Raw genomic sequence first — 24,670 nt, 5'->3', positions numbered from 1 at the left:
GCTCACCTCTAATCAAGTCTAACTGGAATTCCATTTTTGGCAAGAAACATCTTCAGTTCCCTTACCGTATATTCACCATAGTGGAAAATTGATGCCGCTAATGCAGCATCAGAACCTATCCTAAATACTTCTAAAAAGTGTTCTGGTTTTCCAGCCCCTCCAGAGGCTATAACGGGAATATTTACGGCATCAACAACTGCTTTTGTTAGTGGAATGTCAAATCCCTGCTTTGTTCCATCGGTGTCCATGCTCGTGAGGAGAATTTCACCTGCTCCCAGTTCTTCTACTCTTTTGGCCCACTCAACAGCGTCCATTCCCCTGGGCTTTCTTCCCCCGTGTGTATAAACTTCCCAGAATTTTCCGTTCCACTTGGCATCTATAGCAACAACTAAGTTTGCTGAGCCTATGAGGTCAGCGATCTCTTTAATTAAGGAGGGATTTTCCACGGCGGCTGTATTGATAAATATCTTGTCGGCCCCTCGTCTAATTATTTCTCTTGCCTCTTCAACTGTTCTTATACCTCCTCCCACCGTAAAAGGAACGTAGATTTCCTCTGCTACTCTTTCTACCAAGTCGAGAAGGATTTTCCTTTTTTCGTAGGAGGCAGTAATATCTAGAAAGACTATCTCGTCAATTCCTTCGCTCTCATACCTTTTAGCTAGTTCTATTGGATCTCCAGCATCTCTAATGTTCTTGAATTTTATTCCTTTAACAACCCTACCATCTTTTATGTCAAGAGCTGCTATAATTCTTCTTGCCAACACTTTTAGCAACCTCCAAAGCTTCTTCAAGAGAGATAGTTCCTTCATACAAAGCCTTCCCAATAATAACGCCAGAAAACCCTATTTCAGCCAGCTGAATTATATCGGTAGGTGTTGCCACTCCTCCTGCATAAATAAATTCTTCATCTCCCCAGAACCTTTTGATTTTCTCTATTCCCAGGAGGGTACCGTCTCTATCTATGACTGTGTATACAAACCTATTAACGAATTTTCGGAGCATTTTGTATGCATCCTCTACAAGAAGGCTCTCTTCCTCTATCCAACCTTTGGTGAAAATCTTTCCCCCTTTGGAGTCCAAGCTGACTGTTATTCCCTCGAATTCTGAGGTTATTCTTTCCAAAAAAGAGATATCAAGGGCTTTTGTTCCTATAATTACATTCTCAACTCCTATGTCGTACGCCTTCTTGATCGACTCATAATCTCTAAATCCTCCCCCTATCTGCACTCTTACTCCAACATCTCTAATTATCTTCTCTACAATGTCAAGATTTTGGGGTTTGCCGGAGAATGCCCCATCCAGATCCACTATGTGGATTTTATCCACGTATTCTGAAAATTTCTCTGCAAACTTCAGTGGATCTCCATACACCTTTACTTCGTCCTTCTTTCCTTTATACAACCTTACTACTTTTCCATCCATTATATCAATGGCTGGGTAAATTCTAAACTTCATTTTATAACCTCCTAAAGTTTCTTAGGAGTATAAGACCATTTTTGCTACTCTTTTCTGGGTGGAACTGGACGCCAAATATGTTTTCAAAGCATACTGAGGAGACAAACTCTGCATTTTCATAGTCTGTAGTTGTTGCTATTATATCGGGGTCTTGTGGGACGGCATGATAGGAGTGAACAAAGTAAAAATAGCTGCCATTCTTTAGCCCCTCAAAGAGCTTGCATTCCTTCTTTATCCACACCTGGTTCCAGCCAATATGTGGGGTTCTTACATTTTTTAGTTTCACAACTTTTCCTTTGAATATTCCAAGTCCCTCTTTTCCTGGGCTTTCTTCACTTTCCTCGAAAAGAAGTTGCATTCCAAGACATATTCCCAGGAAGGGCTTTCCCTCGTTTATTCCCTCAATGATTATATCTTTTATTGGGGCGAGTTTGTCCACCACGGCCCCGAAATTGCCAACCCCGGGAAGAACAATTTTGTCTGCTTTCTCTATCTCGTAAGGATCGCTAGTTATATATCCTTTTAGGGCCTTCTTTACGTTTGCTAGATTACCAATTCCTAGGTCGACTATTGCAATTCTATCCATTACAATACCCCCTTTGTGCTTTCAACTCTCTCACTCTCTTTAGTTGCTACTCTCAGAGCCATTCCAAGCCCCTTAAATGCGGCCTCTACTATATGGTGGGCATTTTCACCGCTTAGTTGTTTTATGTGGATCGTAGCTCTAAGTCCGCGAGCGAGCCCCCAAACAAATTCTTTTAGGAGAGAAACTGCGAATCCTTCTTCTGCATCTTTTATGTTTACATCCACATTTGCATAGGGTCTATTTGAAATGTCCACTGAAACTAAGACAAGAGCATCGTCCATTGGCATTATTGCATTCCCAAACCTTGTGAACTTTTCTGGAAGATTCTCTCTAAGCGCTTCTCCAAGGGTTATTCCAATATCTTCCCATAAGTGGTGCCTCAAGTCATACGTTGCCGTGATCCTCATGTCCTTTCCTAGATAAAATGCAAAGGCAGTAAGCATGTGATCTAGGATTAAGTCATTTGTCTTTATTTCTCCTTTTTTCCCGATTTCTACAATTATATCCGTTTCTTTTGTAGTTCTCCTCACTTTCTTCACCCCAATAAAAGGTATCTTTAATTACACAGTTGATTTCACAATGATTAGCCTTCTTTCTCATTTTCTAACCTCCAAGCTCTTTTTGTGGAGTTCCATTCCTTCTATTTCAGCTAATCTTATTCCCAGCTCTCTTTCAGAGATAAACTCCTCTCTACTAACCATTGCAATGCTTATTGGCTTCATGAAGTCCCAAACTGTGAGAACACCCATGAATTTTGCCGCACCTCCCGTTGGGAGAACGTGATTAACTCCTAAGAAGTAGTCAGCTGCAGGAACTGGTGTGTATAGCCCTAGGTATATCGCACCTGCATTTTCAATTAAGTCTACCAATTTTAGGGGTTCTCTAGTTATTATCTCAAGGTGTTCTGGAGCTATTTCATTAGCTTTCTTACAGCATTCCTCAAGAGAGCTACACACGATAACTGTTATTCCCTCTCTATTACAGTAATCTGCTAGTTCTTTTGACGTCGTCAATAACCATGCCTTGCTATCTTTTCCGTGTTCTAATTGGCTTAACAAATCGTAAAGAACGAAATCTTTATCCGCACTTTCATCTGCAATTACTGCTATTTCAGAAGGGCCAGCCAAACTGTCTATCCCGACAATTCCAAAAACTTGTCTCTTTGCTTCATTGACAAACTTATTCCCAGGCCCAAAGATCTTTTGGACCTTTTTCATTCCAATACCATAAGCCATGGCAGCTATTGCCTGAATTCCTCCGAGCTTGTATACTTCTTCAATCTTGAGGAGTTTTGCTATGTACAGGATGTATGGATTTACTTTCCCATCTTTGGGTGGGTTTGTTACAACGATTTCCTTAACTCCAGCGACCCTTGCGGGGACTCCTACCATCATTAGAGTTGAAGGCAGCGGTTTCCCACCTGGGACATATATCCCTATTCTCTTGAGTGGCTTGTATATTAGCCCATAGAGAGAGCCATTCTCGATGTATAAAATGTCCTGCTTTAGTTGTTTTCTATGGTATTTCTCAATTCTCTTGAGAGTTCTCTTTATAATTTCTTTATCCCTTTCTGGAATTCTTTCTTCAGCTTCCTTAAACTCCTCCTTTGAGACTTCAAATGGGCCTTCATATCCGTCGAATTTTTTTGAGTACTCTCTTATTGCCTCTAATCCTCTTTCCCGGATATCTTTCAAAATCTCCCTGACGTATTCTTCAATGTCCATAAACAGACCTCCTAATTTTTGTTATGAAAGAATTAATTTCTTCAAAGAACATCTTTTGAGAAATGCGATTTACTAAGAGGAGCGCTGAAACATCCATTATCTTTGCAACTTCAACGAGTCCATTTGATCTTAATGTATTTCCTGTTTCCACTATGTCAACTATTGCATCAGCTATTCCTATTCTTGGAGCTAGCTCTATACTTCCGTGGAGTTTTATCACTTCAACTTCAATATTGAGATTTTCAAAGTACCTCTTTGTTATGTTGGGATATTTTGTTGCAATCTTGTAACCATCCATATTTTCTGGGTCTACAACTTTCTCCTTGGGGACAGCTATACTTAACCTGCATTTTCCGAAAGGTAGTTCCAGGGGGATAAACACGTCACTTCCTCTCTCTTCTACTACATCACTCCCCGCTATTCCTATATCAATTCCATGTTCAACATAAACGGGAACGTCAAACGCTCTAGCTAAAAGGAATTCGTTATTTCCATCCCCCCAGATTAGAGCTCTTTCGTCTCTCTTTGGAACTTTTATTCCAGCGAGTTCTAGTACTTTTATCGAATCTTGGTAAAGCCTTCCCTTTGGTAAAACAAACCTCATAACCTCACCTCCACTGGAATTCCTAGTCTCACCATTTCTCTAGCTGTGGAATATGCTTTCTTAGGATCTATTTCAGAAATAACTTTTCTTGCCCTATCTTTCGGTCTGTAAAGACTTAGCAACCTATTTAAGTAGAAAACGAAGCCAATCGCCTGCTTTCCTCTAACCTCATATTCTCCTCCTCCCCCTATTGGTTTTCCTACCTGGGGAGAGTATATTTCGAATATTATGTCGGTATAGTAGGGAAGTGGACGAACAGTTCCTAGGTCTATAAACACCCTTGGATCCTCTATGGAATCAACTATAGTGTCTAATTTTTCTATTCCACTTCTTCTTCCCCTAAAATTAAATAACTCCCACATCTTGTCTTTTTTGTCCTTGGGAATTGGAATATTTTCTATTATCTCAAAGTTTCGCTTTATTAGGGCTTCTTTTATTTTGGGCCAGTATTCTCCGCTTAGTTCTTTCCAAACCTCAATGCTTCCAATGTCGATGTAGAATTCTGTAATTCCAAGACTTTCTAGGGATGTTATTGCTATCGAAAGAGCTTCAAGATACATTCCCAGACCTTTTCCTCCAATGAACTCTATTCCAGCCTGCCATTCTCCCTTAACATCACCATTTAGGACCTCTGCTATGTAGAATACCTTTGCATTTCCGTCTTTGAACTGTTTTATTATTCTTGATGTGACGTCTGGGGAGATTAGATAGAACAAGTTATTATAGGCAAATTTTGTTCCTTTTCTAATTTCAGGTGAGTATTCCTCGATAATTGGAAATACCACTTCTTTATATCCCCAGAGTTGAAAAATCGAGCGAAGCTTGTTTGCAATTTCAGCAATTTTAATATACTCCTCCATGCTTCTCTTAGCCCACATAGAAAACACCTCCAACTAACCAAGTGAAGAGAGAATAGAGATCAATGATGATGAAGGTGTAGGTATGCAAAGGCTAGCATGGTCAAAACCACTTAGACTTCTTTAGTACCTTAATAAATTTAATGGTTGCTTTTATGAATTTTTGACAAGAAATTTTACGTTTGGTAAGGTTTATATTTTACAATATCTCAAGCTACTCCCATGAGGGTACTAGAGCTTGCAAAGCGAAGAAAAACAGTGAGGAAATTTTCGAAGGATAGACCTCCAATTGAATTAGTTTTCAAGGCGATTGAGACAGCCAAAGAAGCTCCTAGTGGAATGAACGCTCAACCTTGGAAATTTGTAGTAATTGACAATCCGGAATTAAAGGCCAGAATAAGAGAAGTATGTGAAGTAGAGGAGGAAAAATTCTATGAGAGAATTAAGGGGGAGTTGAAAGAATGGTTAGTGGAGAATGAATTCACTCCAGAAAAACCTTTTCTAACAGAGGCTCCGTATTTAGTATTGGTATTTGGATATACGAAAGCTCCTTATTGGCTTCAATCAGTTTGGATTGCTGTGGGATACTTCCTTTTAGCCTTAGAAGAGGTAGAACTTGGAACAGTTACCTACACTCCTCCAAATACACGGCCAATAGAAGAACTTCTTCAAGTTCCCAGGGAATGGAGGCTTCAGGTAATACTCCCAGTAGGATACCCAGATGATCCGAAGCCAAAGCTAAAGAGGAAAAGTATTGAAGAAGTTGTTTCCTTTAACAAGTTTTAGATTTCCTCAACCTGGGTGGTGTATAAGGTGTAGAAGTATCCTCTTTTCTCAAGTAACTCTTGAGGGCTACCCTCTTCCACGATTTTTCCATCCTCGAGAACTACAATTTTGTCTGCATACTGCGTTATTGTCAAGCGATGGGCAATTATTATGCTTGTTCTTCCCTCCATAAGCTTTAACATTGCCCGTTGTACAAGACTTTCGGTTTTAGGATCTACACTAGAGAGGGCCTCATCTAGAATAACAATATCTGGATCTTTTAGGAGAGCCCTTGCTATGGAAATTAGTTGTCTCTCTCCTACTGACAACAACTTTCCAGCTTCTCCTGCCGTAGTTTCATACCCATTGGGAAGTTTCATTATGAAATCATGGATTCCAAGCTCTTTGCATATCCTAACTACATCTTCTTCTTTTGCTTCCGGATTTCCTATTAGAATATTTTCCATAATGGTTCCTGGGAAGAGATACGTCTCTTGGGGGACATATCCAATCCTCTTCCTAAGGCTTTCTCTACTTATTTTTCTTCCTTCAATGCCGTCGTAGAGAATTCTTCCCTGATTAGGATCGTAGAATCTTAAAATTAGGTTAATCATAGTTGTTTTTCCTGCTCCAGTCTTTCCAACTATTGCAACTTTGCTTCCAGGTGAAATATGGAGGTTAATGTTCTTTAATACGGGTATTCCTTTTTCGTATTCAAACCACACGTTTTCAAATTTTATTTCTCCAGTTAATCTTTCAACGTTAATTCCTTTGTAATCTTCAACGTTTTCATCGTCTAAAATTTCATATATTCTCTCTAATGCCGCTAATGCAGACTGTAAGCTGTCATACATACTTACGACGTTATTAATTGGTCCTCTAAATCTCTGGGCATACTGAATGAAGGCAACTACAACACCTATGCTTACGGCTCCCTTATACGCTAAATATCCTCCGTAGGCTATGACAATTATAACTGAAAGTAGGCTAGTTATGTTCATTAGAGGCCAGAAGATACCCATATATACAGCAACTCTGAGGTAAGCCTTTATAGTTTCTATTGATGCGAGGGAAAAGTCCTTCTCTACATCCCTTTCTTTTCCAAATGCCTTTATGGTTTCAATACCAGCAACGCTTTCTTCTACTATGGTTGATATCCTTGCTATTTTCTCTCTCGTCTCCCTATAAGCTCTTCTCATCTTTCCTCCAAAGTAAAGGGCTATAGCTACCATTAATGGGACGCTTGTCAATGTTACGAGTGTCAGTCTAACATCTAGTAGGAACATCGCTATGATTATTCCAGACAGGCTTAGAATGCTACTAACCCCGCTCAAAAGTCCTGAAACCAAGACATCATTTACCATATTAGTATCATTTATTATTCTAGAAACTAAATCTCCCGTAGATTTGTTCTTAAAAAAATCAAGGTTGGAGATTAACATTTTTTCATGCAATTTACTCCTTAACTCTCTCAGCACTCTTTGACCAAATACCTCAATGTAGTAGGTTTGGAGAGTCATAAACGCCCACTGGCCTATCAACGTTAAAAGGTACAGTGCTGTAATAAACCCCAGGCCTTCCAGCTTCCTAGGGACAAGGTATTCGTCAATTATAATTCTTAAAATGTAGGGAGAAGCTAAGTTTGTTAACGTTAATCCTATTATTGAAAGGAGTATTATTCCAAGTATTTTCTTCTGCCTAGTTACTTCTCCGATGAATCTTTTGATGAGAAAAAGTGTTGAGTTACTCTCCATTTTTCTCACCCTTCATACTTGCTAGCATCTCGCTGAACAGTCCTCCTTTCTTTGCCAATTCTTCGGGGGAGCCTTCCTCAACGATGTTTCCATCTTTCATAACAACAACTCTATCAACTATCTTTGCCAAAGAAAGACGTTGGGAGACTATTATTGCGGTCTTGTCCTTAAGAATATCCTTTAGATCCTCAACAAGCTCTTTTTCTGTTTTGGCATCTAAGTTCGACACGGGATCATCAAGAAGTATAATCTTGGGTTCTAAAAGTAATGCTCTCGCTAAAGCAATTCTCTGTCTCTGGCCGCCTGAGAGCGTAACTCCTTTTTCTCCAACTATGGTCTCGTAACCGTTTGGAAGAGTAGATATAAAGTCGTGGATTTTGGCTATTTTTGCAGCCTTAATAATTTCATTTATTTCAGCATGAGGCTTTGCCAATGCAATGTTTTCTCTAATGGTTCTGTTAAATATGAAGGGCTCTTGGGGAACGTAGGCAACGATTTTTCTCAAGTTTTCTGTTTTTATTTTCCTTATGTCAATGTCATCAATTAGTATCTGCCCCTTGGTGGGCTCGTAAAATCTGGCAATAAGTTTAAGGATTGTACTTTTACCAGACCCAGGAGGTCCAGTTATTAGAACTTTCTCTCCTGAGTTTATTGTCAGATTTATTCCTTTTAGCACTGTTTTCCCAGTGTGATAAGTAAACCAGACATCCTTGAACTCGATTTTTCCTTTAGGATTCTTTATCTCTACAGCATCTGGAGGATCGATAGACTTTGGTGCACTATCAATTATCTCAAAGAGCCTGGAGGCTGCAGCTAAACTCCTTTGTATGTCCCCTATTGTAAATCCTAAAGCTCTCAGTGGCCACATTAATGTTAGCATATATGTCAAGAAAGCTGCAAGTTCTCCCACTGTTAGTAATCCTTCAATTATTCCTTTTCCTCCATAATAAACCATAGTTCCCATTGCAAGCCCTAAAACAAGAAATGACGCATTTCCATAGATTGCCGTTATCCTTGTGGCATCTATGTTGAACTTGTATAATTTCTCATTTTCATTTGAGAATTTCCCCTGAATAAATCTTTCAGCGGCTAGGGCCTTAATTGTCTTTATACCAGATATTGAGGCCGTTGCTACTGAAGCTATGACTCCCGTTTGATGCCTTACCTTGTCATAAATTGGCCTTACTTTTTTTGCATATGTTGTGTTTATTAGGACAACAATGATAATTGTTACAAAGGCTACAGCTGATAAGATTCCACTCATTCTGCTCATATAGTAAAGGGACATTGCTATGAGGAACATAGAGTAAACGAACATCCTAATTCTAAAGGATAGGAATCTCGTTATTCTCTCTGTATCGTTAGTTATTCTACTTATTAGTTGCCCAGAATACGTTTTGTCAAAGAACTCAATGTTATGCCTCTGTATGGCTCTAAAGGCATCCATTCTAAGGTCATAAACAGCGTGTTGCGCGGATTTTACAAGTAAATAACGTGCAGTGAAGCTAAAAGCTCCTTGCAAAACGGCAACTCCCAAAATTATGAGACTATATCTTAGGGCAAATTCATAGTTTTTAGTTGAGATCCCCTTGTCTATTGCCTCTTTTATAAGGATGGGGATTACACTGCTTGCATAGGACATGAATACAACTAATATAATGCCAGTTAAGAATTCCAGTTTGTGGTTTCTTAGGTACCCAAGCAGTCTCCTTAACTGGGATAGTGAGCTGGACATACATCATGATATATTTTCTCGCTACTATAAAAATTTGTTGGTTAAGATATCCATCTACCCGAGTCAAAAAAGTTAAATGGTGATTGTACAAAGATAGCTTCATGAGGATACTTGCAATTGGGTTTTCTGACAGTGAGGTTGAAAAACTAAGAGAGCTAGTTGGAGATGTAGTATGTATCCCCGAATATTGCAAAGATTTAGTAGTCGAGGAGATTATTCAAAGGGATTCACTTGAAGGTAGATGCGATTGGCATTTTCAAAGGTTCATAATCATCCATGGTGCTTCATCCGAAGAGATAAAGAAGATAATCAAAACAGTTAAGACAGCTTTTAATAACGTTATATTTGCAGTAACTACCCCTATCTCTCTAACTTGGAGACTTGAGGAGTTATTAAATGAACTTATTCGCGAACACCAATACTTTATGGCAATGAAAAGCTTTAAATTAGGTTAACATGTTTCTTTTGCCGTGACGTTCTGTTTTATGACTAGTCTTTGCCTGACGAAATCTACACCTTGGCTCTTTGTTTCTATTGTATCATAAATAACAGCGAGGGTATATTCTCCTTTAGTGACATTCCACCAGCAGAGGTCAACAATGTATTCTGCTTCTAAGGTTTCCCTAGGTTTAAGAACTTTTGTTTCCTCTTTAGTTAGGGGAAGGTAAGTTGGTACGGGACCTCTGAATTTCATACTCTCATTTCCCTTATAGAGCTCAAACTTTAAGGTAACAAAGTATATTGGCTTAGCTACTCTGACTGTGGAATTTCCCACATTTTTTATGAAAATCTTTGTTAGAACTTTGTTGCCTTCTTTCTCTTCTATTTTGACTCCTATGCGAAGTATTCCCTCTTTGGACGCTTCCTGTTCTTTTTGAGCTAAACAACCAAGAAAAAGAATTGTTATTCCTATTATGAGCATTGCTTTAAGATTCATAGATCTAGAATTCATATGTTTCACTAAGTTTTTATAAATTTTAATATTTTTAACTGTTGTGGAGAAGTGGGCCCCCACATTTATAAGCTTCTCACAAATATTTTTGGATGTGAGCCACTACTATTCAGAAACTCCTGGTGGGCCGTTAAAGACAAAAACAATTGAAGTCTGCATTAGAGGGTATTGTTTTAAGTTTATAACTGCCAGCGGTGTTTTTTCCTTTGGAAAGCTTGATAGGGGGACTGAACTCTTAATAGAGAGTATGGTTCTAAGGCCTAACTGGAGAGTTTTTGATCTAGGATGTGGTTATGGGCCTATAGGTATTGTGGCCTCTCGATTTGTTGAGTACGTTGTCATGTCTGATATAAACAGGAGGGCTGTATCAATCGCAAGAAAAAATTTAAAAATTAACAATGTCACTAATGCCGAGGTTAGATGGGGAAATCTTTACGAGCCCGTTAAGGGAGAAAAATTCCACTCTATAATTACCAATCCCCCAATTCATGCAGGAAAGGAAATTTTGAGGGAAATAGTTATAAATGCTCCTAAATACCTTCACGATGGCGGCATGCTTCAGATAGTAGTTAAGACTAAATTGGGGGCAAAATTTATTAAATCCCTCATGGAGGACACCTTCACCGAAGTAGTTGAGTTAGCCAAAGGTTCGGGATATAGGGTGTATGCCGGGATAGCCTAGCCTGGTAGGGCGCGGGCCTTGAGAGCCCGTGGGCGTTTGCCCGCCGGGGTTCAAATCCCCGTCCCGGCGCCAGAATAAATCTTTCCGACACAAGTGTAGGGGTGATAAAATGGCTAACTTTAGGCATATAGTTCGTGTGGCGGGAGTTGATTTAGACGGAAATAAGCAGTTAAGATGGGCGCTCACTGCTATTAAAGGAATAGGAATAAACTTCGCTACAATGGTCTGCAGAGTTGCAGGGTTAGACCCATTTATGAAGGCAGGATACTTGACTGATGAGCAAGTAAAGAAAATTGAAGAAATACTAGCTGACCCCGTAGCTCATGGAATTCCTAGGTGGGCAGTTAACAGGCCTAAGGACTATGAGACTGGTAGGGATCTACATCTCATCACTGCAAAACTTGACATGGCAATCAGAGAGGATATCATGAGACTCAGGAGAATTAGGGCATACCGTGGAATTAGACACGAGCTTGGTCTCCCAGTTAGAGGACAGAGAACTAGGTCTAACTTCAGAAGAGGTCAAACTGTCGGTGTTAGCAGGAAGAAGAAGTGAGGATGGGAGGTGTAAGATATGGGTGATCCTAAGAGGCAAAGGAAGAAGTATGAAACTCCACCACATCCGTGGATTAAGGAGAGGCTTGATAGAGAAAGAGTCCTTATGGATAAGTACGAGCTCAAGAACAAGAAGGAGCTTTGGAAGCACGAAACACAACTTAAGAACTTCAGAAGAAGGGCAAGAAGGTTGCTTGCTGCGAGAGGTAAGCAAGCTGAAATTGAGAGAGAGCAATTGCTTGCTAGGCTTAAGAGACTTGGTTTACTTCCAGAGGATGCAGTTCTTGATGATGTCCTCTCACTAACAATTGAGGACATTCTAGAGAGAAGACTTCAAACTATCGTATACAAGAAGGGACTTGCTAGAACCATGAGGCAAGCAAGACAGCTTATCGTTCACGGGCACATTGAAGTTAATGGCCAGATAATAAGGTCTCCAAGCTATCTCGTCCTTAAGGAAGAGGAAGACACAATAACATACGCGAGAACATCTCCGTTTGCTAACCCACAGCACCCGGAGAGAATGATGATAGAAAAGGCTAAGCAAGGTGGTGAGGCATGAGCGAGGAGCAAGTTAACATTAAGAAGAAGGAGAAGTGGGGAATTGCTCACATCTATTCAAGCTTCAACAACACGATTATTCATATTACTGACATAACAGGTGCTGAAACAATAAGCAGATGGAGCGGTGGTATGGTAGTTAAAGCTGACAGAGATGAGCCTTCTCCATACGCTGCAATGCTTGCGGCAAGGAGAGCAGCAGAAGAGGCCCTTGAAAAGGGAATTGTAGGCGTTCACATTAGAGTTAGAGCCCCAGGAGGAAGCAAGAGCAAGACTCCTGGACCTGGGGCACAGGCAGCAATTAGAGCTTTGGCTAGAGCAGGCTTGAAAATAGGTAGAGTTGAGGATGTTACTCCAATACCACACGATGGTACTAGGCCAAAGGGTGGTAGAAGAGGTAGGCGTGTCTGATCTTTTCAACTTTATTTTTGTGGAGGAGGGGAAATGGCCGGAATTGAAGTTCAGATTCTTGAAAAAAAGGAAGATTCTATTAAGTTTGTCTTAAAGGGGGTTCATGTTTCGTTTGCAAATGCACTAAGAAGGACAATTTTAGGGGAAGTCCCAACATTTGCAGTTGATGAAGTAGAATTTTATGAAAACGACTCAGCACTTTTTGATGAAATCATTGCCCACAGATTAGCAATGATTCCACTAACTACTCCAGTTGATAGGTTTGAGTTGGACGCATTAGAACTTGATGATTACACGGTAACTCTCTCTCTAGAAGCTGAAGGCCCAGGGATTGTATATTCAGGTGATTTAAAGAGTGATGATCCGGATGTAAAACCTGTAAATCCAAACATTCCAATTGTAAAGCTCGCTGAGGGACAAAGACTTGTATTTAATGCCTATGCCAAGCTTGGTAGAGGAAAGGATCATGCTAAGTGGCAACCTGGATTTGTGTATTACAAGTACTACACTATCGTTCATATCAGCAAGTCAATCCCCGAATGGAAGGAGCTGAAAAAACTTGCAAAGAAAAGGGGTCTTCCTGTGGAAGAAACTGAGGAAGAAGTACTAGTGACAACAATAAAACCTTTCTACATACCAAAGGATTTCGAAGAGTATGAAGGTAAGGAAATCTGGGAGGAGATAGTGCCAAATACTTACATATTTACAGTTGAAACAAACGGAGAGCTCCCCGTAGAGGAAATAGTATCCATAGCTCTTAAAATCTTGATGAGAAAGGCCGATAGGTTTATAAGTGAACTTCAAAAATTGACCTCTTGATCCCTGCGGGGGTTGCCGAGCCTGGTCAAAGGCGCGGGATTCAGGGTCCCGTCCCGTAGGGGTTCCGGGGTTCAAATCCCCGCCCCCGCACCAGTATTTACGCTCACCCCGCCCTTGTCGGTTTCCCTGCGGCGAGATAAAAAGATAGGGGGAATGCATTTATGAAGAGAACAGGTCCAACTGATCCAAATCTTAGGAGGCTCATTAGATACCTTAGGAAAAAGTCAAATGAATATGGAGTCAAGATATGGAAAGACGTAGCTTGGAGGTTAGAAAGACCTAGAAGGCAGAGGGCAGAAGTTAATGTAAGTAAGATCAACAGATATGCCAACGACGGAGAAATGATCGTTGTTCCAGGAAGCGTTCTTGGAGCTGGAAAGCTAGAAAAGAAAGTTATCGTTGCAGCTTGGAAGTTCAGCGAAACAGCTAGAAGAAAGATCATTGAGGCTGGTGGGGAGGCTATAACAATTGAAGAGCTCATTGAAAGAAATCCGACTGGAAGTGGAGTAAGAATAATGGAGTGATGGGCCATGAGGATTATTAACGCTGAAGGTTTAATACTTGGAAGATTGGCATCAAAGGTTGCAAAGATGCTCCTTGAGGGTGAAGAAGTTGTCATAGTTAATGCTGAAAAGGCTGTAATCACTGGAAACAGAGATGTAATCTTTAAGAAGTACAAGCAAAGGACAGAATTAAGGACATTAACAAACCCCAGGAGAGGACCATTCTATCCCAAGAGGAGCGACGAAATTGTGAGAAGAACAATAAGAGGCATGCTCCCATGGAAGACCGACAGGGGAAGGAAGGCCTTTAAGAGGCTTAAGGTTTATGTGGGAATTCCCAAGGAGTTCCAAGGTAAGGAGCTTGAGACTATTATTGAGGCTCATGTGTCAAGGCTTTCAAGACCAAAGTATGTTACCGTTGGTGAGGTTGCAAAATTCCTGGGAGGAAAGTTCTGAGGTGGTGAATAATGAGGATCATTCAAACTACTGGAAAGAGAAAGACTGCTATTGCTAGAGCTGTTATTAGAGAGGGGAAGGGAAGAGTTAGGATTAACGGTAAGCCTGTTGAGATTATCGAGCCAGAGATTGCAAGATTTACAATCTTAGAACCTTTAATCCTTGCAGGAGAAGAGATTTGGAACAGCGTTGACATAGATGTTAAGGTAGAAGGCGGAGGATTCATGGGACAAGCCGAAGCAGCAAGAATGGCAATTGCGAGAGCTCTTGTAGAGTGGACTGGGGACATGAGCCTTAAGGAGAAATTCATGAAGTACGATAGAACGATGCTTGTAGGAGATCCAAGAAGAACTGAACCTCACAAGCCAAACAGATCTACAAAGGGTCCAAGAGCTAAGAGACAGAAGAGTTATCGTTGAACTCTTTCCGTTAATTTTAAAAACTCTTTTATTATCGAAAACGGATGGGGGCAAGTCCCGTGATTGTACCTGTTAGATGTTTCACATGTGGTAAGGTGATTGGAGATAAATACTATGAGTTTAAAAGAAGGGTAGAAGCTGGGGAAGATCCCGAAAAGGTCCTTGACGATTTGGGTTTAGAAAGGTACTGCTGTAGGAGAATGCTCCTAAGTCATGTAGAGCTAATTGATGACATAATGCATTACAGAGTGTATTGAAAAAACCACCCTTTCTTTATTTAAGTGGGGCCGTGGGGTAGCTTGGCTATCCTCCCGGCCTGGGGCGCCGGAGACCCGGGTTCAAATCCCGGCGGCCCCACCAAAATATCGCAAAGGTGATGAGTACATGTTCAAGTATACGAGGTTTGAGAAAGCTAGGATTATAGGAGCAAGAGCCCTTCAAATTTCCATGGGAGCACCCGTCCTCATAGACGTGCCTCCGGGAATAACACCGCTTGAAGCAGCTATCTTGGAGTTTGAAAAGGGTGTAATCCCAATAACAGTAATCAGACCGAGCTGATGGAAGATGAGCATTATTCAAGATATAATTGGGAGAATTGTCGTTTTAAGGGGAGGACAATACTCTGTAGAAGTTGACGTTGTTACTGATGAAAGTTTTGGTAGGTTCGCTGCTCCCATTGATGAAAATCCTGCCCTCTATATAGCTGAGGCAAGGAGAGCTGTCAGTGAAGTTGATGAAATAATTGGCCCAGAGTTGATAGGGTTTGATGCAATTGATCAAGAGCTTATTGATAGCTACCTTTGGGAAATTGATGGTACTGATAACTTTAGCCATATAGGAGCAAATACAGCACTGGCAGTTTCCGTAGCTGTGGCAAAGGCTGCCGCGAATTCTAGGAATATCTCCTTGTACTCTTATATAGGAGGTACATTCACAACCGAACTCCCAGTGCCAGTAGTTACATTTGGAGCTGATGAAAATTTTGAATATCACGTGATAGTGAGAGACCTCCTGGAAGTCACTGATATCATAGATGCCGTTGTTCGCCTACTAGATTTTTCCCTCTCCTTAGAAGAGCTATCAAAGGCTTCCGAGCAAGTTGGTTTGGAATTAGGTTTGGAGGTTAGCCTTGGTATTACAATGAGAAAAGAGCTGGAAACCGAAAAGGTTCTAGAAATTGTTGAGGACTACAATATTGCTTACATAAAGCCCATTGGAACTCCAGAGCTATTTCTAGAGCTGATAGCTGGCACCCATGGGGTATTTATAGACGGGGAGTACCTGTACAGGAAGTATAACATACTCGACAGGAAGTACTATAACGCATTATCAATAAAACCTATAAACCTGGGAACGCTCACTGATCTATACAACTTCGTGAATGATGTGAAAGCAGAAAAAATAACCCCAATTTTGTCCGAAAGTAAATATGAGCCTGCAGATGAAACTCTACCACACCTTGCCCTGGGTTTGAGATGTCCTGCCATGCTGATCCACATGAACTCTGTTGAAAAAATAAATGAATTGAATAGAATTGCTGAAGAGTTGGGTGAAAGAGGTAGGATAATAACGTTTGAAGAATAGGGGGTGTTGAGAAATGGCTGATGAGTATCTAGTTCCACTCGACCAGTATTTGGCTGCTGGAGTGCACATAGGAACACAGCAAAAAACCAAAGACATGAAGAAGTTTATCTACAGGGTAAGGCAAGATGGACTATACGTTTTAGACGTCAGGAAGACTGATGAAAGGCTAAAGGTTGCTGGAAAGTTCCTAGCAAAATTTGAGCCTCAGAGCATACTTGCAGTGAGTGTTAGACTCTATGGCCAAAAACCAGTCAAGAAGTTTGGTGAAGTTACCGGAGCTAGAGCGATTCCAGGAAGATTTCTTCCAGGAACGATGACCAACCCAGCAGTTAAAAACTTCTTTGAGCCAGATGTTCTAATTGTTACAGACCCAAGAGCTGATCACCAAGCTATGAGAGAAGCCGTTGAAATTGGTATCCCAATAGTGGCTCTAGTAGATACTGAAAATCTATTAAGCTATGTTGACCTTGCAATTCCTACAAATAACAAGGGAAGAAAAGCTTTGGCCTTAATTTATTGGATACTCGCAAGAGAAATTCTCTACAACAGAGGAGAGATACAGAGCAGGGAAGACTTCAAGATACCCGTTGAAGAATTCGAGATGAAGATCGTGAGAAGGTAAATTTTTATTTTTTCTTTACTTTTGTTTCTTGGTGGATTTAATTGTTGAGATGTACAAAATGCAATAGAGTTTATGAAGAAGATTTGAGAATTCAGTGCGAGTGTGAAGGAACTCTGTTGGTTGAAAGAAAGTATTCATCCTTTGCTCCACAGAGAAGATATTTTGACATGAGAAGATATTTGCCCTATCTGCCTGTCAATGAGAGATTTCTCCCCTATCTCCATCCTCCTGTAACACCTGTTAGTAAAGTTAAAAATGTCATATTTAAGTTGGAGTATCTTCATCCCACGGGGTCTTTTAAGGACAGAGGAACTTATGTAACTGTTGCAAAACTTAAAGAGTTAAAAATTAAGGAGATTGTGATAGATAGTTCTGGGAATGCTGCTATTAGCATGGCAGTATACTCAGCGTTCTCCAACATTAGAACTCACATTTTTGTCTCATCTAATACTAGAAAGGAAAAACTCTCTTTGTTATCTTCATTTGGAGCAGAGCTTCATATAGTTGAAGGAGATAGAATGAAAGTTCATGAAGAAGCCGTTAAGTACTCAAGGGAAAACAACATTCCTTATCTCTCCCACTGGTTGAATCCATATTTTCTCGAGGGGACAAAAACAGTGGCATATGAAATCTATGAGCAGGTGGGAGTGCCTGAATATGTTGTAGTTCCAACAGGAAGTGGAACGCTCTTCATAGGAATATGGAAGGGATTTAAGGAGTTGTTTGAAATGGGGGAGATATCTAGGCTCCCCAAAATGATAGCTGTTCAAGCTAAAGGATTTGAAAGTTTGTGTAAAAGGAGTAATAGTGAGGCAAACGTCTTGGCTGATGGAATAGCTATACCTAATCCACCCAGGAAAGAGGAGATGTTTCGGATTATTAAAGAGTCAAATGGGTCGTGCATAAGTATTGGGGAAAGGGTGACTAGGCAAGCTCTTACTGAGCTCTATAGAATGGGATTTATCGTTGAACCTACGTCAGCGGTAGCATACGCGGCCCTTAAATTTTTTGAAGATGAGGGAAAATCCTTCGTAGTCCCACTTACCGGAAGTGGTCTTAAACTTCACAGTTCCTTCTGAAGAAATCGTTAAAATATCTCGCATAACAATATTTTTTGGTGAGAAAGATGATAAGGCGTGCTGTTGTTGCAGGGCAGTTTTATCCAGATGATGCAGAGCTTGTGGAAATGCTCAAAAGGTTCTTCACTGATTTAGGGGAGGAAGGAAACTCAAGGAGAATCACCGCAGGTGTTGCTCCTCATGCGGGCTACATATTCTCAGGCTACACCGCTTCTAGAACATACAAGGCCATATATGAGGATGGTCTTCCAGAGGTCTTTGTGATACTTGGCCCAAATCATACTGGACTTGGTTCGCCCATCGCTGTCTATCCAAAAGGTGAGTGGGAAACTCCGCTAGGGAGAATAAAGGTTGATGAAAAGCTGGCAAGGAGAATCACTGAACTTTCCGAGATAGCAGATTTAGATGACTTAGCTCACAAATACGAGCACTCCATAGAAGTCCAACTTCCATTTATACAGTATTTGGCAGAACTTTCCGGAAAAGATGTTAAGATAGTTCCAATAACCCTAGGAATACAAGATGAAGAAGTATCTTATGCACTAGGAAAAGCAATTTACGAGGCTTCCCAGGAGCTTGGAAGAGATATTGTGGTTATAGCAAGCACTGACTTTATGCACTATGGAGAATTTTATGGCTACGTTCCGTTCAGGGCTAGAGCTGATGAATTACCCAACCTAGTAAAGGAGTGGGATATGAGAGTAATTAGAAGGATACTTGACTTTGATGTAGAGGGAATGTTTGAGGAAATAAATGCTATGAATCATACCATGTGCGGCCCAGGTGGAGTAGGAGTTGGAATAGTCTACTCTAAGCTTGCTGGGGCAATTGAAGCAGAGCTTCTTCACTACACTACGAGCTTTGAAGTTAGTCGGAGCACAGATGCAATAGTGGGATACGCTAGCATAGTAATGAGGAAGGCTTGAGGGGGTTAAGATGAAAGTTATAGCCTCAGCTCCCGCAAAAGTTATTCTTTTTGGAGAGCATAGCGTAGTTTACGGAAAGCCAGCGATAGCTGCTGCCATTGATTTACGAACTTTTGTGGAGGCTGAGCTAATTCGGGAGAAAAAAATAAGAATTGAAGCTCATGACATTAAAGTTCCTGGACTTACGGTTTCATTTTCTGAAAATGAGATATATTTCGAGACAGATTATGGAAAAGCAGCTGAAGTTTTGAGCTATGTTAGAGAGGCAATAAATTTAGTTTTAGAGGAGGCAGATAAGAAAAATGTTGGTATTAAGGTTAGCATAACTTCTCAAATTCCAGTTGGTGCTGGATTGGGCTCTTCTGCTGCCGTGGCAGTAGCCACAATTGGGGCTGTATCAAAGTTACTAGGACTTGAGCTAAGTAAGGAGGAAATAGCTAAGATGGGTCACAAGACTGAATTACTTGTTCAAGGTGCGTCAAGTGGTATAGACCCAACGGTCTCTGCAATAGGGGGGTTTATATTCTATGAAAAGGGTAAATTTGAACACCTTCCCTTCATGGAGCTTCCAATAGTTGTTGGATACACGGGCTCCTCAGGTCCAACTAAGGAGTTAGTTGCAATGGTTAGGAAAAGATATGAGGAGATGCCCGAGTTGATTGTTCCCATATTAGAGGCTATGGGAAAAGTTGTCGAGAAAGCCAAGGATGTAATACTTTCAAATGTTGATAAGGAGGAAAAATTTGAAAGGCTTGGGGTTTTGATGAACATTAATCACGGTCTTTTAGATGCTTTGGGTGTTTCAACTAAAAAGTTGAGTGAACTAGTGTACGCGGCTAGGGTTGCGGGAGCCCTAGGAGCTAAGATAACTGGGGCTGGGGGAGGAGGTTGTATGTATGCCTTGGCACCGAACAAGCAGAGAGAAGTTGCTACAGCTATAAGAATTGCAGGGGGAACTCCTATGATAACTGAAATCAGCAGAGAAGGGTTAAAAATTGAGGAGGTAATTAAATGATCCTTGTAAAAATCGGAGGAAGTGTAATTAGCGATAAAACAAGGAAATTTCACTTCAGAGCAGAAGTAGTCAAGAGAATCGCCTATGAGATTTCGAGATTCTTTCCAGAGGAGAAGTTTATAGTTGTTCATGGAGGAGGAAGTTTTGGTCATCCTCTCGCCCAGAAGTTCCGAATAAGGGATGGGCTGAAGGATTATTCCAGTAGGCATGGGTTTGTTGTTACTCACTTGGCAATGGTAGATTTGGCTTCAAGAATAGCCAAGTGCTTTTTGGAGCAGCACGTTCCAGGATTTCCAATATCGAGTTCTTCTGTGTTTATAACTTCTCGAGGAAAGATCGTGAGTGGGTACCTTAATTCGGTGGAAGAGGCAATACGGAGGGAATTCGTTCCAATTTTATTTGGAGATGTATCATTTGATGTAGAGAAGGGGATAGAGATAGTTTCTGGAGATGAAATAATGGTCTATTTAGCTAAGCATTTCAAGCCTGAAAAAGTTATATTTCTTATGGATGTTGATGGATTGTATACAAAGTTTCCAGGAGGGGAGCTGATTAGAGAAATTAGTGCTAGTGAATTGAAAGAGCTACTAACAAAATTAGAGGGCTCTGCAGGAATTGATGTAACGGGGGGAATAAAGAAGAAATTGGAGGCAGTGAGTGAGCTAGTCCATTATACTGAGGAGGTTTGGCTTATCAATGGTTTAGTCAAGGATAGACTTTCAATGGCGATAGTTGGAAATGGTATCGGGACTATTGTTAGACCTTAGCTTTCCACTTTTCCTTTCATCTTTTCTTGCAACTCGTAAAGTTGTGCGATTCTCTCTATTGTATCTGCATCTTCTGGTCCTTTATCATCTCTAAGTGCAACGAACCTTGGGAACCTTAATGCAAATCCACTTCTGTATTTTGGACTCTTCTGAATTTCTTGATATGTCACTTCAATAACAACTTTGGGCTGGAGCCAGACTCTCTTTCCTTCCTCTTTTATAATAAGGGGCTTTAGCATCTTCGTAAACTCAACTAAGTCATCATCTGTGAATCCACTTCCCACTTTTCCTACCTCTAGGAATTCTCCTGTTTCTGGATCATATGCTCCCAGGATGAATGAACCAAAGAGATGGGCTCTTCTTCCCTCTCCCCATTCTGCTCCTATGATTACTAAATCTAAGTTCTCCATTGTGGGCTTTATCTTCAACCACTTCTTTCCTCTGTTACCTGGTTCGTAGACTGCATCTAACCTCTTGGCCATCAATCCCTCGTGCCCCATTTCGAGTGCTCTCTTGTAAAATGCCTCTGCTTCCTCGACTTTCTTTGTTATTAGGTTTTCTGCTACCTTTATCTTTTCATTCTGCTTTATTATTTCTTCAAGTGTTCTTCTTCTATCAATGAACTTAGTGTCAATCAAGCTTTGTCCATCTACGTAGAGAACGTCGAATAAGTTGAGCTCGAGAGGTATCTTTTCCATCATTTCTTCTATGTTATGCTTTCTCCTAAACCTTCTAAGCACATATTGGAAGGGCAATGGTCTTCCGTTTTCTCCAATTGCCACAAGTTCTCCTTCCACTATTGCCTTTTCAGGTATTATTGCCTCTTTTAGAGCCTCAACAATTTCTGGAATCGCTCTGGTGACGTTCTCCAGTCTTCTAGAATAGACTATAATTTTTGAGCCATCCTTGTGCACCTGCACCCTTGCTCCATCGTATTTAATCTCGAACTCTGCCTCTCCACCCATCTCGAGAAGTGCATCTCTTATGCTAGCAGCTTGCTGGGCAAGCATTGGCTTTATTGGCTTTCCGAGTTGAACTTGAACTTTTGCTAGCCCTTCATTTCCTTCAAGCTTTGCTATTTTAGCTACATATCCGAAATCACTCGTTAGCATGTAAGCTCTCTCAACAAGCTCTACCTTTACGTGGAATGCCATTGCTATTGCATCTCTAAGCAATCCTTCTGCAACTCCTGTTCTCATTGTTCCTAAGATTGTACGAGCAAGATACTTAGCTTCTAAAGGTTCTGCGTCCATGAACAAATCAGCTAGATACTTTACTTTTTTATCTTGGCTTCCCTCCCCCGTTGTTTCTGCAACCTTTACAAGGGTTTGATATACCCTCTTTATTGTGAGGGGCTGAGAGAAGAAGCTCTTCTGCTTCTTTTTCTTTACAGCTAAGGCTATGCTCTCTCCAAGGTCTCCAGTATCTTTTACAGACTCTTCGATTTCTTTTGCGTCAATTCCAGTGGCCATTGCTACAGCTTTAATTAACAGCTTTTCTCCCACACCCAGCTCCCTTTCATCCCACTCTGGAAAAACTTCTCCAAGAATTAGATAGGGAATGAACTCCAGATGATCATCTGGTACTTTTTTCAGGAAGTCGGCGACAAGTCTAGTCTTTATAAGTTTCATAGTTGTCTTTTCTAACTTTTGATAAAGTTGAGCAAGCTCTAGATACCTCATCTTTGCCCCCCACTTAGAAAGATAGTCAAAAAAAGTATAAAAAGAATATGTTAGGCAAAAAATCCATATGATCACTTAAGTTCATTCATAGTACCTCTCCTAGTAGCAAAAAAGTTTAATAAGCGTGAGTGCATAGAATTGGGAGGGGAGGATATATGAAACTCATTGGGGAGCATAAGGCAAAGAAAGGATTGATAAGAATAGAGATAGAGGAAGAGGATGGAATTGCGAGGAAAGTTCTAATAACTGGTGACTTCTTCGTATATCCTGAAGAAGCTATTTTTCAGTTGGAAAAGGAGATGGAAGGCAGGCCTGTGTCTGAGCTTGAAGGAATTATTGAGGACTTCTTCTCTAGAAGGCATGATGTTGAAACTCCCTATGTAAATGTAGAGGATTTTAAGCTGGCCCTTAAAAAGGCATTGGAGGGCAAAAAATGAATGTTAAAAAAGTCTTTGTAATTCTAATTTCTGTATTTCTATTTGGAACCTTTGTTGGGGCACTCATTGGCTACTACAATCCAAAGGTAAGTGAGGAAGCTGTTAGAGGAATTAAAGAGATTTTGGGTGGGGGAAATAACTTCCTATTAAACTCTCCATTCAAGATGTTTGTGTTTATATTCCTAAACAACACCAGAGTGGCTATTCTTTCTGCACTTCTGGGAATAGCATTTGGTATAGTGCCACTTCTGATAATGTTCTTTAATGGTTTAGTAGTTGGGGTTGTAGTTGTCCATGTATCTCGTTCACTCCCAATAACAAAGGTTTTGCTTTCGATAGTTCCTCACGGGATAATAGAAATTCCTGCCCTAGCTTTGGCTGGAACAGCGGGTATTCTCTGGTTTTCAGAAATTCTACACGGAAAGGGTAGCTTCGGGGCAAGAGTTCAAATAGGATTTAAAAAAATGCTACGGATCCTGGGAATCTCAATAGTTCTTCTCCTTATAGCTGCTTTTATAGAGGCCTTCATAACTCCCAAGCTCGCTGGACTCTAGAACTTTTTCTACCTCATCTAGTATTGCATCGACAGGGTTTTCCATTGATGCCATTGTTTCTCTTATGAACCTCCTGTAGGTTGTGTTTTTCCTAATTATTTCCCAGGTCTTTGTTGCAACTTCTATGGGGTTTGTTGAGTGGAAAAGTACTCCTTTCTTAATTAGCCACTTGGTCACTGCCAATAGCTTCCCAGGATAAGTTGAAATTGCTGGAGTTCCTAAAACCAATGCTTCTCTATTCATAGTTCCTCCAGCTCCAATCATCAACTTTGCATAGTAAAGGAGGCTGTGCGTATCTAGAACTTTTGAGGGAATTATCACATTATCAAATTTTTCAAATATTCTCCCTTGTTCTTCTGTCCTTGGGAAGAGAACGATTGGGATATCTGGAAGAAGAGGTATTATATCTTCCAAAATGCTTCTCTCTTTATCCCCATTAAAGTAATTAGCCTTAATTGGCTCTGGTCTCATAACTATATATGAGTATTTCTTAAGGCCAAGCTCCTTTAGAGGATCTTCACTTGGAATAAAACCGTAAACGTTAGCTATCTCGGCTATTCCATTTACGGGTCTTAGGGAATCTAAATCAGCTCCGCATTTTAGCAGATCATAGACACTAATTGGGGAAGGATAAAGGAGTCTAGTTGTGAATGGGAACATGAGCTTGTTTTGAGGAACTGCAGTTTCATTATCAACGAATCCTATGGAGGGAATCCTAAGACCAAATGCAATTCTAGGAGCCTCAGGATTGTTCTTATAAATTGCAATATCTGGTTTTTCCTCTATAATTAGCTTTGAGAGCTTGTATACTCTTTCAGCGCTAGCTAGCAGTTTTCCCTCGAGTGTGGCTCCTCCATGCTTTCCAATTACTATGTATTCTATCCCAAGCATGTCAAGTATTTGAGTTAGACCATCAAATTCCCTAGTTGTGACTAGCACGTCAAATCCTCTCTTTTCCAATTCCCTAATTACACCTTTGAAAAAATGAGCATGAGGGGCATTCATTATATCTATCCACACCTTCATTTTACTCAACCATAATTTATGGGGCTGTAGAGCGTTAAAAGGGTTTTTAGATGATAATGTTTCCTTCTTGATTTTTTAAGCTTTCACATAATTTCTTTTTGTTTCTTTGTGCTTTTAATCTCTTATTTTTTCAAAAATTC

General features: G+C 40.5%; 32 protein-coding genes and 3 tRNA genes. 23 read left to right on the top strand and 12 right to left on the bottom strand.

Going from position 1 to position 24,670, the window contains the following annotated elements; genetic code table 11:
• Positions 1–8: 8 nt before the first annotated feature.
• From hisF to ACMFNG_RS00925, 7 genes are all read right to left on the bottom strand, one after another.
• Positions 9–764 carry an imidazole glycerol phosphate synthase subunit HisF gene (gene hisF / locus ACMFNG_RS00955; protein ID WP_014835588.1) on the bottom strand — a complete coding sequence of 252 codons (756 nt, stop codon included), beginning with the start codon at positions 762–764 and terminating at the stop codon, positions 9–11.
• On the bottom strand, positions 733–1,455 hold the full coding sequence (gene hisA / locus ACMFNG_RS00950) for a 1-(5-phosphoribosyl)-5-((5-phosphoribosylamino)methylideneamino)imidazole-4-carboxamide isomerase (RefSeq protein ID WP_011012808.1): 723 nt from the start codon (positions 1,453–1,455) through the stop codon (positions 733–735). The genes hisF and hisA overlap by 32 nt, the downstream gene beginning before the upstream one ends.
• Before the next feature lies 1 nt (position 1,456).
• Complete coding sequence (hisH, locus tag ACMFNG_RS00945; protein WP_011012807.1) at positions 1,457–2,041, bottom strand: imidazole glycerol phosphate synthase subunit HisH; 585 nt, start codon at positions 2,039–2,041, stop codon at positions 1,457–1,459.
• Positions 2,041–2,571, bottom strand: coding sequence for an imidazoleglycerol-phosphate dehydratase HisB (hisB, locus tag ACMFNG_RS00940; RefSeq protein WP_011012806.1), 531 nt, complete (start codon positions 2,569–2,571; stop codon positions 2,041–2,043). The genes hisH and hisB overlap by 1 nt, the downstream gene beginning before the upstream one ends.
• A gap of 66 nt (positions 2,572–2,637) precedes the next feature.
• A complete protein-coding gene (gene hisD / locus ACMFNG_RS00935; RefSeq protein WP_288072696.1) occupies positions 2,638–3,765 on the bottom strand; it encodes a histidinol dehydrogenase in 1,128 nt (375 codons plus the stop codon).
• On the bottom strand, positions 3,755–4,369 hold the full coding sequence (hisG, locus tag ACMFNG_RS00930) for an ATP phosphoribosyltransferase (RefSeq protein WP_011012804.1): 615 nt from the start codon (positions 4,367–4,369) through the stop codon (positions 3,755–3,757). The genes hisD and hisG overlap by 11 nt, the downstream gene beginning before the upstream one ends.
• Complete coding sequence (locus tag ACMFNG_RS00925; RefSeq protein WP_011012803.1) at positions 4,366–5,247, bottom strand: ATP phosphoribosyltransferase regulatory subunit; 882 nt, start codon at positions 5,245–5,247, stop codon at positions 4,366–4,368. The genes hisG and ACMFNG_RS00925 overlap by 4 nt, the downstream gene beginning before the upstream one ends.
• A gap of 201 nt (positions 5,248–5,448) precedes the next feature.
• Here ACMFNG_RS00925 and ACMFNG_RS00920 point away from each other — a divergent pair, with 201 nt between their 5' ends.
• Positions 5,449–6,012, top strand: a complete 564-nt coding sequence (locus ACMFNG_RS00920; RefSeq protein ID WP_011012802.1) for a nitroreductase family protein — start codon at positions 5,449–5,451, stop codon at positions 6,010–6,012.
• Here the strand turns inward: ACMFNG_RS00920 and ACMFNG_RS00915 are convergent.
• Both ACMFNG_RS00915 and ACMFNG_RS00910 read right to left on the bottom strand, forming a co-directional pair.
• Complete coding sequence (locus tag ACMFNG_RS00915; protein WP_011012801.1) at positions 6,009–7,745, bottom strand: ABC transporter ATP-binding protein; 1,737 nt, start codon at positions 7,743–7,745, stop codon at positions 6,009–6,011. The two genes, ACMFNG_RS00920 and ACMFNG_RS00915, sit on opposite strands and share 4 nt — an antisense overlap.
• Positions 7,735–9,480: an ABC transporter ATP-binding protein gene (locus ACMFNG_RS00910; RefSeq protein WP_011012800.1), complete on the bottom strand. Its 1,746-nt coding sequence runs from the start codon at positions 9,478–9,480 to the stop codon at positions 7,735–7,737. Before ACMFNG_RS00910 ends, ACMFNG_RS00915 begins: the two co-directional genes overlap by 11 nt.
• 101 nt (positions 9,481–9,581) lie before the next feature.
• On the opposite strand from ACMFNG_RS00910, the gene ACMFNG_RS00905 reads away from it, so the two are divergent.
• Positions 9,582–9,935, top strand: a complete 354-nt coding sequence (locus tag ACMFNG_RS00905; protein WP_011012799.1) for a DUF3783 domain-containing protein — start codon at positions 9,582–9,584, stop codon at positions 9,933–9,935.
• On the opposite strand, the gene ACMFNG_RS00900 is transcribed toward ACMFNG_RS00905, so the two are convergent.
• Positions 9,932–10,432, bottom strand: coding sequence for a hypothetical protein (locus ACMFNG_RS00900; RefSeq protein WP_014835590.1), 501 nt, complete (start codon positions 10,430–10,432; stop codon positions 9,932–9,934). The genes ACMFNG_RS00905 and ACMFNG_RS00900 overlap by 4 nt on opposite strands.
• 94 nt (positions 10,433–10,526) lie before the next feature.
• Between ACMFNG_RS00900 and ACMFNG_RS00895 the strand changes: the two genes are divergently transcribed.
• The 19 genes from ACMFNG_RS00895 (at position 10,527) to ACMFNG_RS00805 (ending at position 20,831) form a co-directional block, all read left to right on the top strand.
• Positions 10,527–11,114, top strand: a complete 588-nt coding sequence (locus ACMFNG_RS00895; RefSeq protein WP_011012797.1) for a class I SAM-dependent methyltransferase — start codon at positions 10,527–10,529, stop codon at positions 11,112–11,114.
• Positions 11,100–11,186, top strand: a tRNA-Ser gene (locus ACMFNG_RS00890). The genes ACMFNG_RS00895 and ACMFNG_RS00890 overlap by 15 nt, the downstream gene beginning before the upstream one ends.
• Before the next feature lie 37 nt (positions 11,187–11,223).
• Positions 11,224–11,670 (top strand): 30S ribosomal protein S13, encoded by a 447-nt coding sequence (locus tag ACMFNG_RS00885; RefSeq protein ID WP_011012796.1) that lies wholly within the window; start codon positions 11,224–11,226, stop codon positions 11,668–11,670.
• Positions 11,671–11,688: 18 nt separating this feature from the next.
• Entirely contained in the window at positions 11,689–12,231 is a 543-nt protein-coding gene (locus tag ACMFNG_RS00880) for a 30S ribosomal protein S4 (RefSeq protein ID WP_010867652.1), read from the top strand.
• The gene (locus tag ACMFNG_RS00875) at positions 12,228–12,641 is read left to right on the top strand and encodes a 30S ribosomal protein S11 (protein ID WP_011012795.1); all 414 of its coding nucleotides are present in this window, start codon (positions 12,228–12,230) and stop codon (positions 12,639–12,641) included. The genes ACMFNG_RS00880 and ACMFNG_RS00875 overlap by 4 nt, the downstream gene beginning before the upstream one ends.
• 33 nt (positions 12,642–12,674) lie before the next feature.
• The gene (locus tag ACMFNG_RS00870; protein ID WP_011012794.1) at positions 12,675–13,460 is read left to right on the top strand and encodes a DNA-directed RNA polymerase subunit D; all 786 of its coding nucleotides are present in this window, start codon (positions 12,675–12,677) and stop codon (positions 13,458–13,460) included.
• Between the two features lie 5 nt (positions 13,461–13,465).
• Positions 13,466–13,553 (top strand) — tRNA-Leu (locus ACMFNG_RS00865).
• A 68-nt stretch (positions 13,554–13,621) separates the two neighbouring features.
• The gene (locus ACMFNG_RS00860) at positions 13,622–13,984 is read left to right on the top strand and encodes a 50S ribosomal protein L18e (protein WP_011012793.1); all 363 of its coding nucleotides are present in this window, start codon (positions 13,622–13,624) and stop codon (positions 13,982–13,984) included.
• A gap of 6 nt (positions 13,985–13,990) precedes the next feature.
• The gene (gene rplM, locus ACMFNG_RS00855; protein WP_011012792.1) at positions 13,991–14,419 is read left to right on the top strand and encodes a 50S ribosomal protein L13; all 429 of its coding nucleotides are present in this window, start codon (positions 13,991–13,993) and stop codon (positions 14,417–14,419) included.
• An 11-nt stretch (positions 14,420–14,430) separates the two neighbouring features.
• Positions 14,431–14,838, top strand: coding sequence for a 30S ribosomal protein S9 (locus tag ACMFNG_RS00850; protein WP_011012791.1), 408 nt, complete (start codon positions 14,431–14,433; stop codon positions 14,836–14,838).
• A 59-nt stretch (positions 14,839–14,897) separates the two neighbouring features.
• A complete protein-coding gene (locus tag ACMFNG_RS00845; protein ID WP_010867658.1) occupies positions 14,898–15,095 on the top strand; it encodes a DNA-directed RNA polymerase subunit N in 198 nt (65 codons plus the stop codon).
• Positions 15,096–15,121: 26 nt separating this feature from the next.
• A tRNA-Pro gene (locus ACMFNG_RS00840) sits at positions 15,122–15,198 on the top strand.
• Positions 15,199–15,222: 24 nt separating this feature from the next.
• Positions 15,223–15,396, top strand: coding sequence for a DNA-directed RNA polymerase subunit K (locus ACMFNG_RS00835; RefSeq protein ID WP_011012789.1), 174 nt, complete (start codon positions 15,223–15,225; stop codon positions 15,394–15,396).
• Positions 15,397–15,402: 6 nt separating this feature from the next.
• Positions 15,403–16,422: a hypothetical protein gene (locus tag ACMFNG_RS00830; RefSeq protein ID WP_011012788.1), complete on the top strand. Its 1,020-nt coding sequence runs from the start codon at positions 15,403–15,405 to the stop codon at positions 16,420–16,422.
• Positions 16,423–16,435: 13 nt separating this feature from the next.
• Entirely contained in the window at positions 16,436–17,044 is a 609-nt protein-coding gene (gene rpsB / locus ACMFNG_RS00825; RefSeq protein WP_011012787.1) for a 30S ribosomal protein S2, read from the top strand.
• Between the two features lie 41 nt (positions 17,045–17,085).
• The gene (locus ACMFNG_RS00820) at positions 17,086–18,123 is read left to right on the top strand and encodes a pyridoxal-phosphate dependent enzyme (RefSeq protein ID WP_011012786.1); all 1,038 of its coding nucleotides are present in this window, start codon (positions 17,086–17,088) and stop codon (positions 18,121–18,123) included.
• 47 nt (positions 18,124–18,170) lie between these two features.
• Positions 18,171–19,049, top strand: a complete 879-nt coding sequence (locus ACMFNG_RS00815; RefSeq protein ID WP_011012785.1) for an MEMO1 family protein — start codon at positions 18,171–18,173, stop codon at positions 19,047–19,049.
• 10 nt (positions 19,050–19,059) lie between these two features.
• A complete protein-coding gene (locus ACMFNG_RS00810) occupies positions 19,060–20,064 on the top strand; it encodes a mevalonate kinase (protein WP_011012784.1) in 1,005 nt (334 codons plus the stop codon).
• A complete protein-coding gene (locus tag ACMFNG_RS00805; protein WP_011012783.1) occupies positions 20,061–20,831 on the top strand; it encodes an isopentenyl phosphate kinase in 771 nt (256 codons plus the stop codon). The genes ACMFNG_RS00810 and ACMFNG_RS00805 overlap by 4 nt, the downstream gene beginning before the upstream one ends.
• Here ACMFNG_RS00805 and ACMFNG_RS00800 read toward each other — a convergent pair.
• On the bottom strand, positions 20,828–22,513 hold the full coding sequence (locus tag ACMFNG_RS00800) for an ATP-dependent DNA ligase (RefSeq protein WP_011012782.1): 1,686 nt from the start codon (positions 22,511–22,513) through the stop codon (positions 20,828–20,830). The two genes, ACMFNG_RS00805 and ACMFNG_RS00800, sit on opposite strands and share 4 nt — an antisense overlap.
• Before the next feature lie 155 nt (positions 22,514–22,668).
• Here ACMFNG_RS00800 and ACMFNG_RS00795 point away from each other — a divergent pair, with 155 nt between their 5' ends.
• Positions 22,669–22,950: a hypothetical protein gene (locus ACMFNG_RS00795; protein WP_014835591.1), complete on the top strand. Its 282-nt coding sequence runs from the start codon at positions 22,669–22,671 to the stop codon at positions 22,948–22,950.
• A complete protein-coding gene (locus tag ACMFNG_RS00790) occupies positions 22,947–23,504 on the top strand; it encodes a stage II sporulation protein M (protein WP_011012780.1) in 558 nt (185 codons plus the stop codon). Before ACMFNG_RS00795 ends, ACMFNG_RS00790 begins: the two co-directional genes overlap by 4 nt.
• Here the strand turns inward: ACMFNG_RS00790 and ACMFNG_RS00785 are convergent.
• Positions 23,436–24,530, bottom strand: coding sequence for a DUF354 domain-containing protein (locus ACMFNG_RS00785; protein WP_011012779.1), 1,095 nt, complete (start codon positions 24,528–24,530; stop codon positions 23,436–23,438). The two genes, ACMFNG_RS00790 and ACMFNG_RS00785, sit on opposite strands and share 69 nt — an antisense overlap.
• Positions 24,531–24,670: the final 140 nt, after the last annotated feature.

Origin of the sequence: Pyrococcus woesei, from assembly GCF_050496105.1 — an archaeon.
Lineage (GTDB): Archaea > Methanobacteriota_B > Thermococci > Thermococcales > Thermococcaceae > Pyrococcus > Pyrococcus furiosus.
The sequence above is the reverse complement of the archived record's forward strand: the minus strand, read 5'-3'. Positions and strand labels throughout refer to the sequence as shown.